The sequence below is a fragment of the Pseudoalteromonas sp. S3431 genome, from assembly GCF_000690035.1.
In the GTDB taxonomy this organism is placed as follows: domain Bacteria; phylum Pseudomonadota; class Gammaproteobacteria; order Enterobacterales; family Alteromonadaceae; genus Pseudoalteromonas; species Pseudoalteromonas fuliginea.
Window position 1 is genome coordinate 13,252 of sequence record NZ_JJNY01000007.1, and the last position, 16,914, is coordinate 30,165.

A 16,914-nucleotide genomic window follows, 5' to 3' on the forward strand; every position below is an offset into this window, starting at 1 on the left:
CAAGCCTAAACAAGCTCATTACAATGGCGCATTATTTTTAGCTATAGCCTCGTATTCAATGAAAAACCATTCATCAAAAAAAGAACTCATGTTACTACCCATTTTATTAGTGGTTATTTTAATGTGCGTAGCAGGTCACTTTTTACTACAAGCAAACTTTCAAGACAGTAATGTGGTTGAATACATGTTGGCAGCACTGCCGTTTGCTATGTTTGGATTGGTTATTGTGGCGTTTAAAATGGCGGCTAAGAGTGAAAAAGAAGAACAAGAGGAATAACTGATTTTTCGTGGCGTAATTAGCGAAGGTATAGTTACCAATAGGTCATGCCTTATCCTTCGGTGTAAAAACGAGATTCCAATCCAACCTAACACTTCATTATTTATGAGCCATGGGGATATATTGCAATGTCAAAAGAGTACTTAAAAGAGCATCGGCTAGGCGAAGTCATCGCACTAATTCAGGTATTAGCATTCCATCGAAATACAAGTCGTAGTGAAGAAGGCTTAATTGAAGAACTAAAACTAATTCCAAGGTCTGCGAATTCTTGGGTAGAGCTATCAAAATCCCACCCTGAGCTATTTCGTGTTAGAGATGAGGAAGATAAAATAAATAGGGTCTCTTTAGTATCTCGTTACGTAGCATCTTACGAAACCAAAAATGGTAAGAAAATACGTGAGCGATTAGAGCCGAGTTTAGTGCAAAAATTAATAGAAGTTGCTATTGAAATTCATGATAGGCAGGTTTCAAACTTTGAGCGATGGAAGGTTATAGTCCCACTACTAGTAGCATGTATTAGTGCAACGGCTGTCATAACTGCAACTCTAATGAAGATAGCTAATTAACAGATAACAACACACGCTGATGAGCACTAATACTTATTTTCCACCGCAGATTTTAGTAGCGTTGTTCCGTTATTTTAATGCAGCAAGGAAGCTGATTCATCATAGGGCTTATGTATTTTCAAGCACCTAAATAATATTCACTTAAATGCCAATGTTTTGAAAGTAAACAAGATACACAGCCTAAAAAAACACACAAAGAAAGTAAATCCACTCCCTCTCAACCTAGCCACTCAAAAACCAGTAACAGCCTTTAAACGGCAGTTAAAATAGCACCAAACCTCCTTTTAATATTTCACCTGAAATTGAAGTAACCGATTGAACCAAAACAGGAATTCAGCTATGGTTTGTTTATCAATAACAAATAAATTTGAAACTTATTGATATGCTTTTTCTGCTACGGTCACTTTTTCTAAGTAATGTCTCGATTCAGCTCTAGAGTGCTTAGTTGTGAGTATTTTATAAAACTGGCTCGACGTTAATTGGTTAATTTTTGAAAATGCGATTGTTCTATTTGAATTAAATATTTTTAGTACATTGCCTGCGCCACCGTTATATGAAGAAATCATGGCGTAATGTTGGTTTTGTTTGGTTTGTACTTTATTTAAATAGCTATTTTTTAGTACACTTAAATACGCACTGCCAATATCTATATTTCTTTTAGGATCAAACAATACTTCTTTACTCGGCTCCCCTGGTATTTTCTTTATTTTTTGATAGACGTCTCTTCCTGCGCGCGATGGAATTATTTGCATTAAACCATACGCATTTGAAGAACTTACTGCGTAAGGGTTAAAGTGACTCTCTGTTTCAATAATACCGTAGATAAGCGACGCAGATATTTGGTATTTCTTTGCCGCAGCCAATACATAATCACTGTATTTTTGCTTTCGTAAGTGAGCGTTTTGTTCTACCAGAGGAAAAGATACCGATGTAATTGAATGACCATCACTACGTTTTTTTTGTACCTTAGTGTCTACTAAGTAACGAGCAAAACGATTTGCCCGCCATTGGTATTTTATGGGGAGCCCGTCTTCATCAAGCACTTGTTGATACAAAAAAGGTTCATCCCCTAAAATAGGCGATTCACTGGTAAAAATGTCTGTTTTATGTGGATCACTTGAGGTCAATAATGTCATTACAATTGCTTGAGTTAGAAGCGAATTGGTATTTTTAGTGGCTATGGTTTCGACCTGTACCATATTACGGTCAAAATCAATAACAGCGCGTGCTTGGTAATCATTGCTGTATTTTACATATTTTCTGCGTGTTGGTTGCTGAGTATTTTTTTTACCCCATTTACGACTAACTACACTTTCTAACGTTGCTAATAGCTGACTAACGCTCCCCACTTGCTGCTTAATTGAGCGCTGCGTTTTTTTTACTTGTTTTTCAATTGCTTTAACATCGGTGGGATTGTTTTTTACTTGTTTTGCAAGTTTATTGAGATCCCTTACTGGCGCTAAGTGCGATATTGACTCGCAACCGGTCAATAATAGAATAAACACTAAGAAGCCATACTTTTTCACAACTTATCCCTATCTGTTTTTTAAGTAACACTATAAAATATTTAGCTAAAACTAATTTATGGCAGCCTACTTAGGGCCAACTTTATATTCAATTAGCTATTGTTCAAACTAATAGCAAAGCATTTATGTTACTCATTCGTTGAAAATCAATTAAATAATGGGTGATGTAATTGATTAATATTAGATTGTTCCGATAGACTTTTAGTAAATAACAGTTTTTTATGTAAAGGGATCATAGAAAAAGGCTCTGAATCTAAAATAGAGATTGTTGGGACATACAAAATATCGGTCAATAGTTTTTTCCCAATATTAAAACGTTTTATTGAATCCCCTGCTTTATCACCACTTTTAAAATAAACTTCATGGTTATGTATACTCCAGCCATAGCGGGTACCAAACTGTTTTCTATCGAGCAGTTTTACAGGCATATGAGGTTCATTTATATCAACCTTATATAACTCCTTTTTATTATCTACATATACGAGTATTTTATCACTATCCATATAGCCAAAACGTCCATTATTATCTGTTACTTTTTTTGTCATAAGCGTATTAGTATCTAATAAATAGAGTTCACGTTTTCCAGCTACATTTAACCTTATTACAAGATCTTTGTTATTAGGATGCCAAGTAGGGCGACCAAACTTATCTAATGTAATATTTAAGCGATTGATTTTTTTTGTTACTGAATTATAAACATAAATTTCATTTTCACTCTTACTAATTGCACTCGCAAATACTAATTTCTTACCATTATTAGACCAAAGGGGATATTTAGCATTCTTTTTTAAATTAGTAAGCTGCCTGCGATTACTGCCATAAATATCAGATAGCCACACTTCGTAATAACCACTTTCATTTGATAGATAGGCTAGCTCTTGGGATACCTCTGAATAAGTAGGGTATTTATTGCTAAACTCAGATTCAATAACGGGATAAATACTAGTACCAACCGATGTAGAAAGATCGTAACCCGCTATATAGTAAGTTTCTCGGCGCTTTTGGTAAAATAGACTGCCGTCTGCAGAAAAGCTAGGAAAGCCAAACCCAGATATATTTAAAGGTGTTTGCTTCAAGGTTTTTAAATTAAGTATAAACCCTGAATGCTTATCTGCTTTTTGACTTCCAAAGACAAGCAAATCGTTACTTTTATGCCAGGTCATCCCCTCAATATCATTATGCTTAAATGTAACTTGCTGAGCAGCTTTGGTTTTTAAGTTTACTATAAATATATTTTCGCTAGTATTACTTGCACGCCTTGCTACGGCAACGTATTCACCATTAGGAGAAAAAGCAATATCACGTTCTCTGTATGCGCAATTGTCTTGACAACTAAACCGCTCAGGCTTTGCTTGATTGTTATTTAAATTTAAAAAGTAAATGCCGTCTTCTATATCTCCTGTCACTTTAGAATTAAAAGCGAGCGTTCTTCCATCTGATGACATTGCAATATATTTAACTCCAGTTGTAACTGGACAAGTAGCTAGTTTAGTTTCCTTCTTACTAATTAGTTCAAACTTTATAACAAAGCACTTAGAGGCAGTTGTAGATAAAAAATAAATATATTGTTGATCAAGGCTCCAAACAGCTCGACTATAGGATGCATTAGTAATAGTAAGCTGTATAGGTGGCACTTGAGGTGCAGCTAACTCTTTTAAATATAAGTGACGCCCTGCATTATTAGCCCATATATAAATCACTTTTTTACCATCCGGTGAAGGTGAAACAAATAATTCACTACCAGGATCTTTAGTTATTTGCGTAACAGTGGCATTAGCTGCCTTTTTAGGAGCTAAGTAAAAAGAAAGTAAGCCTATGATTATAGTTATTAAAAATAGTGTGGTTAACCAAGGTATAGCATTAGATTTGTCGTTTTTACTTGAAAGGGAAGGAGCTTGTTCTACGTTAACGGCTTGTGGTTTAACTAATAACTTATAACCTCTCTTGCGTATTGTTTCTATTACACAAATTTCATTATTGGGATATTTAAAACATTGCCTTATTTGCCAGATGGTATTAGTAAGTGCTTTTTCCCCTACGAGTTCATTATTCCCCCAAACATGCTCAATTAATTCAGCGCGAGAAACAACACGAGGGTAATGTAAAACCAAATAGCAAAGTACCTCTGTTACTTTTGGTTGAATTGATTGCTTATTTTTAGTGTTGATTAAAATAGCATCTTCTTGAGGCAGCACAGTATAGGGACCCAGAAAAAAAGGCTGTTCAACATCCATAATGAAATACTTACCTTACTATTTTATTTAAAATACAAACAATTACATCTAAAAACAATATTTCACTGTTTACGAGTTATTATTTTATTCTACATGAGTTAAGTAATTAAAACACAAATGTTGGATAGGTGAATGCTGGTTTTTAATTTAGTCACGATGAATTATTGACTATTCCAATAAAAATAAAAAAAGAGCAAGTAATCCTCCCCTTATATTAAGCTTAATTTAATGCTAAACGTTTGCCTGATAAAGTGCCTCGACTAAATAGACCATTTTCTATAAATAAAATTTCTCCGTACTCACCATTTTTAATACTGCTATCGATAGCGATCACCTTACCTTGGTAGCGCGACTCTATTCGTTTTTGAGAGGTGTGTCCCACCACTATATTTTTAATTTCAAAATGTTGTAGCAACAAATCGATTTCTATATCTGTTGCACCATCATCTTTAAAATATCCGCGATACCAAATAGGCCCGTTCTTTTTGTGTAATTTTTTAGCAAAGCCCTCTCTAGGGTTACCTAGCTCAACTTTAACTAAATTTTGTTTAAAAACTGTGTTTATCGATTGCAATGACACTGCACTTTTAGCAAAGTCGGGGTGAAACCCCCCATGAGCAAATAAATAATCATCTATTTTTACTAACACCGCTTTGCTCCGTAACCAACGACCAAGAATAGTGTGCTTATTAAATAGACTAACAAATTCTACATCAAGTAACTTTGCCGTGCGGACATATTTAGCATGCAGGTAACGTAAGTCGTTATTCAGTACCATAACCTCATGATTACCTAATAATAAATGCAAAGAGCCACCAGCTTGCTTAGCTTGTTGCTCAAGTTCAAAAATAAACCATAGAATTTCAGTTACTTTATCACCTCGATCAAATATATCTCCGGTAATCACAAAATGGCCATCCCCATAGCTCCACTTGCCTTCATTATTTATAATTTTGTTATTGGTTAATAATTGCTTCATTAAATCAAACTGTCCGTGCAAATCACTTAGAGCCGCTATTTTAGAAACTCCAGTAAATTCAATTATATCTTCAGTAAACTCAAGGGTGTTTACCTCTGCGGTTAAACCACACTGAGAAAAATAAATTGGTATGCTTTTAAATTCTGTTGCTTGGTGTTTCGCCTTATCGTTACAAATCCAAGCTATATCTAATACAGAGTTACTTTCAGCAATATAAGGCCCGTCTTTTAGTACAAAAAACTCATTAATTGTTGTTTGTTGATTTTTTGTGTACAAGTCATATTCAAAAAATGCATATAACCCAGAACATACTAATAAAGGCAGTAGTAAAAAAAATATATGTTTCATATTTAACCTTATGAAACCACATCCTTGTGGCAAAAACTTAAATAAAGCTATCGTCGATTAAAATGAATATTCAGCTTTTATAAAACCAAATCGACCAACACCACCACCGTAACCACTGTAGTAGTTACCAGTGCTTTTGTGGAACAAACCGTTATTATCAAATATATTATTGATACCGCCTGATATTTTCAAACGAGAGTTTTTATCCATTTTCATTGAATACGAGGCTGAAATATCGTGTCTTAGGTAGGTTCCGTAATTTTGGAAGTACAATGGCTCTGGGTTTTCAATACACCCGATATCACCCGTATTACAAAGGACCTTATTATCAGCTACAGCATCCAGATAATCGCTAACATCTTCATCAGTCTCTAGCTCATCTTTGAATCCCCCCAAGTATTTGACTTTCCAGCGTACACTTAACTCATCAAGCTTCCATCGAAGTGAAACCGAACCTTTATCTTGAGATGTATAATAACCTGCATAATTTAAGGTCTCTAAACCATCGTTACCTTCATAAGTCGTTGACTGCTCAATAACGTGATTAAAATCACCTTTTAGTGTTAAAGAACCGTAATCATTTAGATCCATTTTTTGTGAAAATGTTATATCAACCCCACGCGCACTTTCTTCGTTTAAATTATATACACGTTGGATAATTTTAGTTATCTGGCCTTCACTGTTTCGTGTAATATCGTTACAAAATGCATTGTCGGTGCCATAACTTAGGCTTGAGTTATAGCATTGCTCTAATATTTCTTCGTTAGGGATTTCTCCAAGCGCATCTTCAATTGAAATGTCGTAGTAATCTATCGCGAGGTTGAAGCCTGTTAAAAAGTCAGGCGCCATTGTGATTCCAAACGTGTAAGAATCTGATGTCTCAACATTTACATTTGAATTACCTGCATTTGGAGAGTAACTATTGTTCTCATCTGCCAACTCAAATGCTTCATCCTCAGAGATTAAAGTAGCAAGAGTTGGATCTAATCGACAATTTGCATGGCCAACTTCTGTTGAGGTAGCTGTTACACCTTCGCATATGTCATCAAAGCTATCAAAGTCACCTCGAGGAGGTGAATAAAGATCACTGATACTTGGCGCACGCTGTGAACGTGAATAGTTAGCTCTAATGCCATAACCTTCAACGGGTATCCACATAAAACCAAGCTTATAACTGGCTACGTTGTCTAAACTATCGACGCTGTATTGTGCTAACCGTAATGACGTTTCGACTGAAAGTGACTTAGCAAAAGTTACTTCTCTGAGTAGCGGTATACTAAATTCACTAAATATTTCAAACACATCCATTGATTCATTAAACTCAGGAATTGTATTCCAAGTGATCCCCCCCACTTTTAGCTCTTCGCTGGTTTGTAAATCAACAGTGTCTTTGCGGTACTCACCTCCAAATACAGCTGATACATTACCCGCTGGTAGCTTAAATAAATCCCCTGTCATGTAACCTAAAAGATTATATTGCTCAATATAGGTATTAATTGTTGGACTACTGCGTATCCAATCGGCCATTTCTGGTGTAATTGAACCTTCGCCAAATATATTTAATGCAACACAACCATCTGCACGTGCTTGCTCATCTTTACATTGAATAGTACCATCTTCGAGTTGCTCTGCTTGCAAAGCTTGGTTTACTTTGACTATATTTAGTTCGTTATTACGATGCTGTTCTTGATGAAATTTACCAAAGCCTACCGACATATCCCATTCCCACTCATCATTAAAAGCGGTTCCCTGTAAACCAGCCCAAGTACGAAGGGTTGTACGATTATTTTCGGTTGTAATATTACCTACTTCACCAAAACGTCTATCCCAATAAATACGATCTTTATATGGATTAGTATCAATCATCTCCTGGGGAACATAAGGGTTATCTATTGGAATATATCCAGGTCGAATATCATCTAAAGCATCGCCAGTTTCTGCATCAAAAGTTGGTACATAGGCACTTTCATAATCGTCTTCTGGTGACTTATTATTGAAAGAACTAGTAAGGCTTAACTGAACTTGAGCATATGCTGTTAGTGAGTCGTTAATATCGTAATTAAGTTTTACGGCAGTGCTAAATTTATCATTTGGTATTTTGAGCGCAACATACTCATTTGAATTAATACCGTAACGCTCTTCGTTACCTTTCCAATCATCACGTAACGTTTGCCCATCGTACCAAAATTGAGTGTCATTATTACTAGACTCTAAAAATACGCCTCCTAGAGTTCCATCACTTTTGCTTGCCCAATCGGCGGGTGTTTGATCACGCATACATACATCATCGCCATCTGCATTTTGCATTGTGTTACACATAAGCGAGCTGTCGTAGCCATGAACATCTTCTAATTGGGCACGTTTTCTATCTGAGTAACTTAATCCAAATTCACGGTCCCAACTAGAGCTAACAAAGACGTAACCTTTATCATCATCAAATGAAGTACCGTAATCCATATCAATCGTGAATTCTTTTGCACCGCCTTCAAACGACTCCCCTGTTCGACCGCTTAAACTAAAGCCTTCTTTATCAGTTTGCGTAATTATATTAACCACACCTGATACCGCATCTGCACCATAAGTTGCAGATGCGCCACCGGTAATAACTTCAACGCGCTGCACCATACCACTAGGGATCGTACTTAAACTTACTTTATTACCACTGTAACTATTTGAAACAACACGACGCCCATCAATCAATGTTAACGTCCTACTAGCACCCAAACCGCGTAAATTAACGGTAGAAAGCCCGGTACCCGAAACTAATGACTGACTATTAGTATTACTAATATCTTCAGTTAATGAAGGAATACCATCAACTAAAATATCAGCTAACGATCCCACACCTGTATCAGCAATATCTTCACGAGTCATAACAACTAGTGGTGTAGGAACACTAAAACTATCACGTCTTAAACGAGATCCTGTTATAACAATTTTTTCTACTTTTTCTTTGGTTTTGGCCACTTTTTTAGCTAACGTTGTATTTGTTTGTGGTCCAACATCAATATTTTCTTGTGCTATCACTTGCTGAGAAAAACTTGCAGTGATCGCGATTACTAATAGGCATTTTCTTGTTGATAAAGTGTTCACACGCTTCCCTTTATGAATGTTTTTAATATTTATGTCATTATTTTTAAGTTAAAACAGTTCAATTTATTAATTATTTTATTTGTTACTTATAATTAAATAAATGTTAATTAAATAGCAATCACCTTAACCTCCTTTATGTCACTTCTTTATATCTTTTTAAAGTCTATTCATTTAAAAACAATAACTTAAAATATTACATAAAGCATGCAATCACATACCGTAGTTAGCTTTCATTGAAACACACTGTTTTCTAACCGTATGTATGGCGCGCTTTATTAGGTGGCACGCTTTTTACTTTGCCACAGATTATTGGCATCTAATTAGGTGAGGTTGATGATGAACTTTAAGAGTGATTGCACTTTTTCTATGTATTTTTACAACTTGGATCATGCAAAGATAAAAGAGTACCCACATCAGGCAGATACAATTAATTATTAGCTTTTGAAAGATATAAATATCGTGCGGAAGGAGAAATGTTGCAATATAGGTGTCATTAAAGTTAGTTTCATTGCTTTGCTTTTAGCAAAACATGTCTTTATGTCGCTTTAATCTCACAAAAAAAGCAGCGTTAATAACAAGCTGCTCCGATACTCATAAGTCATTACAATATATGGTAGCCAAACCAATCTGGCTTTATGGTTTGTGCTTCACCGCTGGGGGTTAACTTTATATTCAATTGGCTGTCGAGTAAATCAATGGCAAAGCAATCGTCTACATCATGTAAATCATCTTTATGAATATGGCTAAGCCCTGCAAGTAAATCGTTTTTAGCACGCTCTTTAGCTTCATGGCTACTGCTTGCAACATACAGTGCAAAGTCGTGTTGCTCAGCCATAGAATCACTTCTGTAAGCGCCTAAATTTACAAAATAAAGTTGTTTATTTTGCTCCACATAGCTATCAACAACTTCTACTTTAAAGCCATCAATATGATTAATTGCCATGTAGCTATCCATGTGTACACTACTTCTGTCGCCTACCCACTGGCTTTTTAACTTTGAGTAGGTTTGCTCTATATTCTCCCCTACTACAAAGCGAATATCGTGCATTTCAATATGGCAACCCTGAATTCGACCACCTAAATACACCATAAATAACTGCATTTGCTTCTCTTTATAAATTATCTACATCAATATTATGTTTTTTAATCAACTTATAAAAGTCTGAACGGTTACGTTTGGCAAGCTTAGCGCCTTCAGCTACGTTACCACCAGCCATTTTTAAAGTGTTAATTACATAGTCGCGCTCAAACTCTTTTTTAGCGTCGTTTAGTGATAATGGTTCTACGTTTTTTTCATTACTATTTAGCGCAGCTAACACTAAGTGCTCTGAAATAACATCGCTTGGCGTTAATGCTACAACCTGCTCTACTACGTTTTGTAATTGGCGGATATTACCTGGCCAGTCGTAACGTACAAGCGCATGCATAGCATCGCTTGCAAAGTGTTTTTCAGTTTGGTTCATGCGCTTAGCAATGCTTGCACTAAAGTGCTGTGCTAATAAGCTTATATCTTCGCGGCGCTCACACAGCGGCGGTAATTTTAAATTAACTACGTTTAAGCGATAGTATAAATCTTCTCTAAATTGCTGGTTTAAAATAGCTTCAGGAAGATTTTTATGTGTTGCCGACACTATGCGTACATCAATTGCTATCTCTTCTTGAAAACCTACTGGGCGAATTGTTTTTTCTTGTAATACGCGCAGTAACTTAACCTGTAAGTTAAGCGGCATATCGCCAATTTCGTCTAAAAATAACGTGCCACCCTGTGCTTGTTGAAACAAACCTTGGTGATCTTTAATTGCACCCGTAAACGAGCCTTTTTTATGACCAAATAATTCAGACTCTAAAAGCTCCCCTGGTACAGCGCCGCAGTTAATTGCAACAAAAGGGCCACCGCTTACATGACTATGCTGGTGAATCGCCTGTGCGAGTAATTCTTTACCAGTACCACTAGCCCCCGAAATAAGTACATTAACTTGCGTTGGCCCAAGTAGTTTTACTTGCTCTAACAAGTGCAGCATTGCACCACTGCGCGTAACTATATTACTTTTAGGTGCAGCTTCATCGGCGTTAACACCATGAATTTCTATCGCTTTAGCAAGGCTGTCAAATAGCTCGTCTTTATCCACGGGTTTAGTTATGAATGCAAAAATGCCCTGCTTAGTTGCCTCTACTGCATCAGGAATTGAGCCGTGCGCTGTCATCATAATGACAGGTAATGCTGGGTAGCGGCTTTGCAGCTGACGATGCAGTGCCATACCATCCATTTCATCCATGCGTAAGTCGGTTATTACGGCATCAAACACTTGGCTTTTAAGTATTTGTAGTGCGGTTAAGCCGCTTTCACAGGTTGTCACTTCGTATCCTTTTGATTCAATACGAATAGAGAGCAGTTTTAATAAGCTAGCGTCGTCGTCAACGAGTAATACTTTTGCACTTTGCACTTTAGTTGCTGCCATCGTTACTGCTCCTTCGTTTCTTCTCGTAGTAAAAGTTGCTGCTCAATCGTAGCTAACGATGAGAGGGTTTCTTGCATTTTATTATTAAGTGCTTGCTGCTCTTTTTTAGCATTTATTTGCATAGTTACTTGCTGCTTTTGAAGCCATAAATATTGCTTTATGTCATCAGGCCAAAAGTAAGCAAGATCGAGTTTTAGCAACTTAGTCATTACCGTATTTGGATCATCATTTATGTTTAAGCACATAAATTTAAAAAAGCGTTTAAGCTCGTTTTCACCTGTAAAAACATCTTTGTTAGGTACCAATTTAAATCCGCCACACTGATTAGCGTGCCATGCAATAACTTGCTCTGCAGGAGGATAGCTTGGTTCAATTTTTGGTCTAGGTTTTGGACTAGGGTTACTGTTTTTGTCGTTCGTTTTTTTTGTATCGACCACAGGTGCAGGTGTAATTGACACACGCTCTTTTTGCCCATTATTAATTTCACAACCTGATATAACCATGCTACTAAGCACACATAAAATAGCGATTAAACGCAAGCGCATGTTAATTAACTCCTAGACTTTTTGTTATGGGAATTTTAATTGAAAACCGGCAACCATGTGGCTCGTTATGCTCAACAGTAAGTGTACCTCTTAGCTGTTCAACAGACTCTTTTACAATAGTTAAGCCCAGCCCACTGCCTTGCAGCGTAACATTTTTACTGTGTTTACCTTGATAAAATGCGCTGAAAATTTGAGTTTTTTCTTGCTCTTTAATACCGCACCCTTTATCAAGTACAACGATACAAAGCTGGTTTTGCTCAAGCGCTAAATTAATAGTAACGCTTTGCTTATTATCTGAAAATTTTAAGCCATTTGAAATAAGCTGAATTAAAATCATCTCAATAAGCTCACTAGGTAAAGCAAGCGGTTTGTTAGGTAAAGTGTTTTGCCACTGCAGAGCTTGCTCACGCGCACTTAAGCGATGCTCAAAATGGCTATTAATTTTATTAATAAGAAGACTAAATTCAACTTCGCTTAAGCTGTCTTTACTGGTGCGAATCGCATTATAACTCAGCAGGCTGTCAATCATTGTGCGAAGGCGCACCATAGATTGGCTAATAAGCTCAAGCACTGCTTTTTGCTCAGCGGTAATTGGGCCTACTATTTCATCAGTTAATAAGTCAGTGCCTTCAACCATTGAAGCAAGCGGTGTTTTTAGCTCATGGGTAACATGGCGTAAAAAAGTATCTTTTTGCTGCTCAAGCATATGAAGTTGCTCTTGCACCCATTGGAGCTTTTCTCCTAGCTCAACAAGCTCAGCTGAACCTTTCACAGATATTTTTTGCTGCCAATGCCCCTGCCCTAGCTTATCAATAACCGTAGTTAACCCTTTTAGTCGCCCACTTATACGCCATAAAAAACCACCACCAACAATTAAAGTAAGCGGAATAAGTGCCACCAGCCAGTTTATAAATGAAGTTTGTAAGCTTGTAAGCTCATTTTGGTTATTGGTAATTTGTGCTTCGTTTTTATCACGTAACCATACAGTAAGCTCAGCAACTAAATCGCTCACTGGCACAAATAGCTCAGCTTGTTGTTGTTTTTGCTCAACGAGTTTTACATGCGCGGTTTGTAAGGTGGTATATAAGCGTTGCCATTGGTGAATATACTCTTTATTCGTGTTTACAAATTTGAGTTCATCAATGCTTTGTAGGGATGATTGCCATTTATCGACAATGAGCTTATCAAGCGATTCACTTTTTAATACCCAGTTTTGCCTAGTGGCGCGCTCAAGGCTGTTGAGCTCTTGTTTTAGAGTATTAAACGATTTGGTAACTTGATAGTTGTTACTCACGATACTTTGAGTAACTGCTAATTGCTTGTTAAGCGCATTTAAAAATACAATCACCACTATAGAAAGCGGGAGTAACGAAAGCAGCATACTCATTGCAAATTGCCCAATTAAATTAGGCCGCCAGTTAAGCATTGCTTGGTATTTTTTAGCTATGGTTGCTGGCATTTCGTTTAGTCCTTTTAAGTTAAGCGCTCTATTATTAGGTGCTTACCTTATACACTAGCTGAACCAGCAATTATATTTAATACGATTAACAGCCAGCGCTACAAAAACAATGTGTCGCCAAATAGAGACAACGTAACTCGTTGATTTTAATAAACTCCCTTTCACCCCCACCAAATAATGTTGCAAAAGGCGCACAAAAATTACAATAAACCCAGTAAAAACTTCTCACTGGCTTAAAGCAAAAATAATAACCAATTGAAAAATAACAATAATTATTATTGGCACCATTTTTGTAATAGGAGGAATAACTTTAATCAATAAGGAAATAATTATGAACAAACGCACTTTAGTAATTTCATCATTACTGGCTTTAGGCTTTTTAGGCGCTAATGCACACGCAATGGACGTTCACGCGACTTTTAACGAACTTGATAAAGACAGTAACGGCACATTAAGTGAAGCCGAAGCAGGTGAAGATGCTGTGTTACACGAGAATTTTTCTCAAATTGATACTAATCAAGATGGGCAATTGTCGCCAGATGAATTCAAAAAATTTATTCAATAAACTCATTTAATAAGGAACGTGATTATGAAACAACTTATAGCCGCTTTTTCATTAATGTTTTTAGCAATTAGTGCCACCGTAATTGCATCGCCAACAAATGTGCGTTTTGCCCACTTAGATAAAGATATGGATGGACAAATATCAATTATCGAAGCCAAGCAAGACAAAGAAGTAATGAAGCAATTTACCGATTTAGACGAAAACGATGATGAAGTAATTTCTAAGACAGAGTTTAAAAGCTTTAAGCCTTAACAAGTTAAGTTTTGCTTAAGCTTTTATCTAGTAGAGTGAACTAAAGCATTTGCCATAATCCCTGAGGGAGTGTGTAAAAGGATTTAATGTTGGGATTTAAATTATGGCAAGTGCTTTCCCCGCTTCTACTAAATTGTTTATAACCTAAATAACCTGAACTCTGGTTAATAAATCTATCTCAAGCAGCTATTCCCAGCGCTGACTGCGTTGAATTTACTTGTAATAGGCCTGATGTGTTAATTAACCTCTCAACCAGATTACAGGTTAAATAATCTCTTGGAAGAAATACCATGAGGATACTTTCCTTTGTTACAAGCATCTTAATACTATCAAGTTTTGACGCCCTAGCACTTGATGTTAAGCAACGCTTTTCCCATCTCGATACTAACAAAAATGGTTATTTAACCCATGATGAACTTGAACCTCAACCACAATTATTGAGCACATTTTTGATATGGGATAAAGATCAAGATAACCAAATTTCATTAATCGAATTTAAAAATTATCTAACCAATAACCTCTACTGAGTATTTCCTATGAAAAAAATACGCTATATGGCACTTTTTGCATTCAGCACTTTTTGCACTCTAAGTTTTGCCGCAAGCAATAATATTGTTGAACAATTTAATAAATTTGATAGAAACCAAGATGGCTTTTTAACACGTGGCGAAGCATCAATAGACCCTGCTCTTTGGTCTCGATTTTCAAGCTATGATCAAGATAAAGATGGTAAGCTAACATTAAATGAATACGGTTTATACGCGAGTAAATAATTGTTAACTCTTAAGCTAGGTAGGTATCACTAACTAGCTTTAGTTTACTTCGTCCCCCAACCATCTCATCATATTGGTATTATAAAAATGATTTTGTTAGTGTTGATTCACTAACAATAAAAAATAATGCCTTATGCTACTCAAAAAACTAATCAAACCACTCATACTAGCCAGCCTTTGCGCAAGTTCTAGCTACACTTTTGCACAAACAAAAGTAATTTATAACGCCAATGGTTACACCCCTTTATACAAAGGCGAAGTACAGCAGTTTTCTACCCTTGTCATTAAAGATGGAAAAGTAGTAAAAGTAGGTGGCGATACACTAAAAAATAGCTACCCAGACGCCAAGCTCATTGATGTAAAAGGTAGCACCTTATTACCAGGCTTAATTGATGCTCATGGCCATGTTATTGGCCTGGGAGATAACTTATCGCAGCTTGATGTACGTGGTGCAAAATCAGTTGATGAAGTCACAAATAAACTAAAAATATTTGCCAATAACAAACAAGGTTGGATTATAGGGCGAGGTTGGAACCAAGAGCTTTGGGCTGATACCCGCTTCCCAACAGCTAAAGATTTAGACAAAGTAGTTAATGATCGTCCAGTTGTGCTTTCACGTGTAGATAGCCACGCTATTTGGGCAAATTCAAAAGCGCTCGAACTTGCAGGTATTACCGCCCAAACAAAAGCACCTGAAGGCGGTGAAATAATTAAAGACGAATTTGGCAACCCTACCGGCATATTTGTAGATAAAGCAGAATCGCTAATTACCCAGCATATGCCAGAAGCTTCCAAGCAAGATATAAGCGATTCGCTTGATGCAGCAGGAAAGCATTTATTAAGTTTAGGTATTACCTCTACCCATGATGCTGGCATTGATAAAGCAACGTGGGAAGTTTACAAAGAACGCAGTGAACTAGGAAATTTACCTGTGCGTATTGTGGCCATGTTAAGTGGCGCTAGCCCCGACTTAAACACAATGCTTAAAGCAGGGCGATACCAAGACGCAAACAGTTTCATGTCAATCCGCAGTGTTAAAGTATACGCCGATGGTGCACTTGGATCTCGTGGCGCAGCTCTTATTGAAGATTATGCAGACCGTACAGGCCATCATGGATTAATGCTAGAGACACAAGAAAAACTCGAAGCACTCTTTACGCAAAGCTTTAAGCGCGGTTTTAGCGCTCACACCCATGCTATTGGCGATAAAGCAAATAAAGTGGTACTTGATGCTTATGAGAAGGTGTTTAAAAAAACGGGAGGGATATTACTTCGTAACCGTATAGAACATGCGCAAATTGTAACGCTTGAAGACATTCCTCGCTTTAAAAAGTTAAAGATAATCCCATCAATGCAACCAGTGCATGCTACATCAGATATGCATATGGCAGAGCAACGCTTAACTGAAAAACAACTAAGCGGTGCCTACGCTTGGCAATCTTTTTTACAGCAAGGCTCTATTATTGCGGCTGGGTCAGACTACCCTGTAGAACTCGCTAATCCATTCTATGGGTTATATTCAGCCATTACACGCATGGACCACAATCAATTACCTAAAAATGGTTGGCGTGCAAGTGAAGTATTAAGTAGAGAAGATGCATTACGTGCATTTACTTTAGGCGGTGCGTATGCCGCACATCAAGAGTTTAAAATTGGTAGCTTAGAACAAGGTAAATGGGCTGACTTTATTTTAATAGACAAAGATTACTTTAAAATACCTGTTGATGAGATTTATGAAACGAATGTGTTGCAAACATGGATAGCAGGAATAAAACGGTACGAAAAAGAAAAAAATATTATCGATAAATAAAACCTATAAAGGGTTAACGCAAGTTAAC

General features: G+C 36.7%; 15 protein-coding genes. 7 read left to right on the forward strand and 8 right to left on the reverse strand.

Annotation, left to right across the window (positions count from 1 at the left end; all coding sequences use genetic code 11):
* Positions 1–58 precede the first annotated feature (58 nt).
* Both DO88_RS16310 and DO88_RS16305 read left to right on the forward strand, forming a co-directional pair.
* Positions 59–277 carry a hypothetical protein gene (locus tag DO88_RS16310; protein ID WP_033023621.1) on the forward strand — a complete coding sequence of 73 codons (219 nt, stop codon included), beginning with the start codon at positions 59–61 and terminating at the stop codon, positions 275–277.
* A 128-nt stretch (positions 278–405) separates the two neighbouring features.
* The gene (locus DO88_RS16305; protein WP_033037986.1) at positions 406–843 is read left to right on the forward strand and encodes a hypothetical protein; all 438 of its coding nucleotides are present in this window, start codon (positions 406–408) and stop codon (positions 841–843) included.
* Positions 844–1,217: 374 nt separating this feature from the next.
* Here the strand turns inward: DO88_RS16305 and DO88_RS16300 are convergent, their stop codons facing one another.
* The 8 genes from DO88_RS16300 to DO88_RS16265 all read right to left on the reverse strand — a co-directional run bounded on the left by DO88_RS16300 (position 1,218) and on the right by DO88_RS16265 (position 13,486).
* Entirely contained in the window at positions 1,218–2,369 is a 1,152-nt protein-coding gene (locus tag DO88_RS16300; protein WP_033037987.1) for a murein transglycosylase domain-containing protein, read from the reverse strand.
* A gap of 146 nt (positions 2,370–2,515) precedes the next feature.
* On the reverse strand, positions 2,516–4,603 hold the full coding sequence (locus DO88_RS16295; RefSeq protein ID WP_033037989.1) for a winged helix-turn-helix domain-containing protein: 2,088 nt from the start codon (positions 4,601–4,603) through the stop codon (positions 2,516–2,518).
* Between the two features lie 220 nt (positions 4,604–4,823).
* Entirely contained in the window at positions 4,824–5,930 is a 1,107-nt protein-coding gene (locus DO88_RS16290; RefSeq protein WP_033037991.1) for a metallophosphoesterase, read from the reverse strand.
* A 57-nt stretch (positions 5,931–5,987) separates the two neighbouring features.
* Positions 5,988–9,023, reverse strand: a complete 3,036-nt coding sequence (locus tag DO88_RS16285; protein ID WP_033037992.1) for a TonB-dependent receptor domain-containing protein — start codon at positions 9,021–9,023, stop codon at positions 5,988–5,990.
* 601 nt (positions 9,024–9,624) lie between these two features.
* Positions 9,625–10,125, reverse strand: a complete 501-nt coding sequence (locus DO88_RS16280) for a DUF1543 domain-containing protein (protein WP_033037994.1) — start codon at positions 10,123–10,125, stop codon at positions 9,625–9,627.
* Between the two features lie 10 nt (positions 10,126–10,135).
* The gene (locus DO88_RS16275; protein ID WP_033037996.1) at positions 10,136–11,482 is read right to left on the reverse strand and encodes a sigma 54-interacting transcriptional regulator; all 1,347 of its coding nucleotides are present in this window, start codon (positions 11,480–11,482) and stop codon (positions 10,136–10,138) included.
* A gap of 2 nt (positions 11,483–11,484) precedes the next feature.
* Complete coding sequence (locus DO88_RS16270) at positions 11,485–12,027, reverse strand: hypothetical protein (protein WP_007377018.1); 543 nt, start codon at positions 12,025–12,027, stop codon at positions 11,485–11,487.
* 1 nt (position 12,028) lies between these two features.
* Positions 12,029–13,486: a sensor histidine kinase gene (locus tag DO88_RS16265; protein ID WP_033037997.1), complete on the reverse strand. Its 1,458-nt coding sequence runs from the start codon at positions 13,484–13,486 to the stop codon at positions 12,029–12,031.
* 331 nt (positions 13,487–13,817) lie between these two features.
* On the opposite strand from DO88_RS16265, the gene DO88_RS16260 reads away from it, so the two are divergent.
* From DO88_RS16260 to DO88_RS16240, 5 genes are all read left to right on the forward strand, one after another.
* Positions 13,818–14,051 (forward strand): EF-hand domain-containing protein, encoded by a 234-nt coding sequence (locus tag DO88_RS16260; RefSeq protein WP_033037999.1) that lies wholly within the window; start codon positions 13,818–13,820, stop codon positions 14,049–14,051.
* Positions 14,052–14,075: 24 nt separating this feature from the next.
* On the forward strand, positions 14,076–14,303 hold the full coding sequence (locus tag DO88_RS16255) for a hypothetical protein (protein WP_007377022.1): 228 nt from the start codon (positions 14,076–14,078) through the stop codon (positions 14,301–14,303).
* Between the two features lie 290 nt (positions 14,304–14,593).
* Positions 14,594–14,830: a calcium dependent protein gene (locus DO88_RS16250; RefSeq protein ID WP_033016114.1), complete on the forward strand. Its 237-nt coding sequence runs from the start codon at positions 14,594–14,596 to the stop codon at positions 14,828–14,830.
* Between the two features lie 9 nt (positions 14,831–14,839).
* The gene (locus tag DO88_RS16245; protein WP_007377023.1) at positions 14,840–15,076 is read left to right on the forward strand and encodes a calcium-binding protein; all 237 of its coding nucleotides are present in this window, start codon (positions 14,840–14,842) and stop codon (positions 15,074–15,076) included.
* Between the two features lie 133 nt (positions 15,077–15,209).
* On the forward strand, positions 15,210–16,886 hold the full coding sequence (locus DO88_RS16240) for an amidohydrolase (protein ID WP_033038000.1): 1,677 nt from the start codon (positions 15,210–15,212) through the stop codon (positions 16,884–16,886).
* The last annotated feature ends 28 nt before the right edge of the window (positions 16,887–16,914 follow it).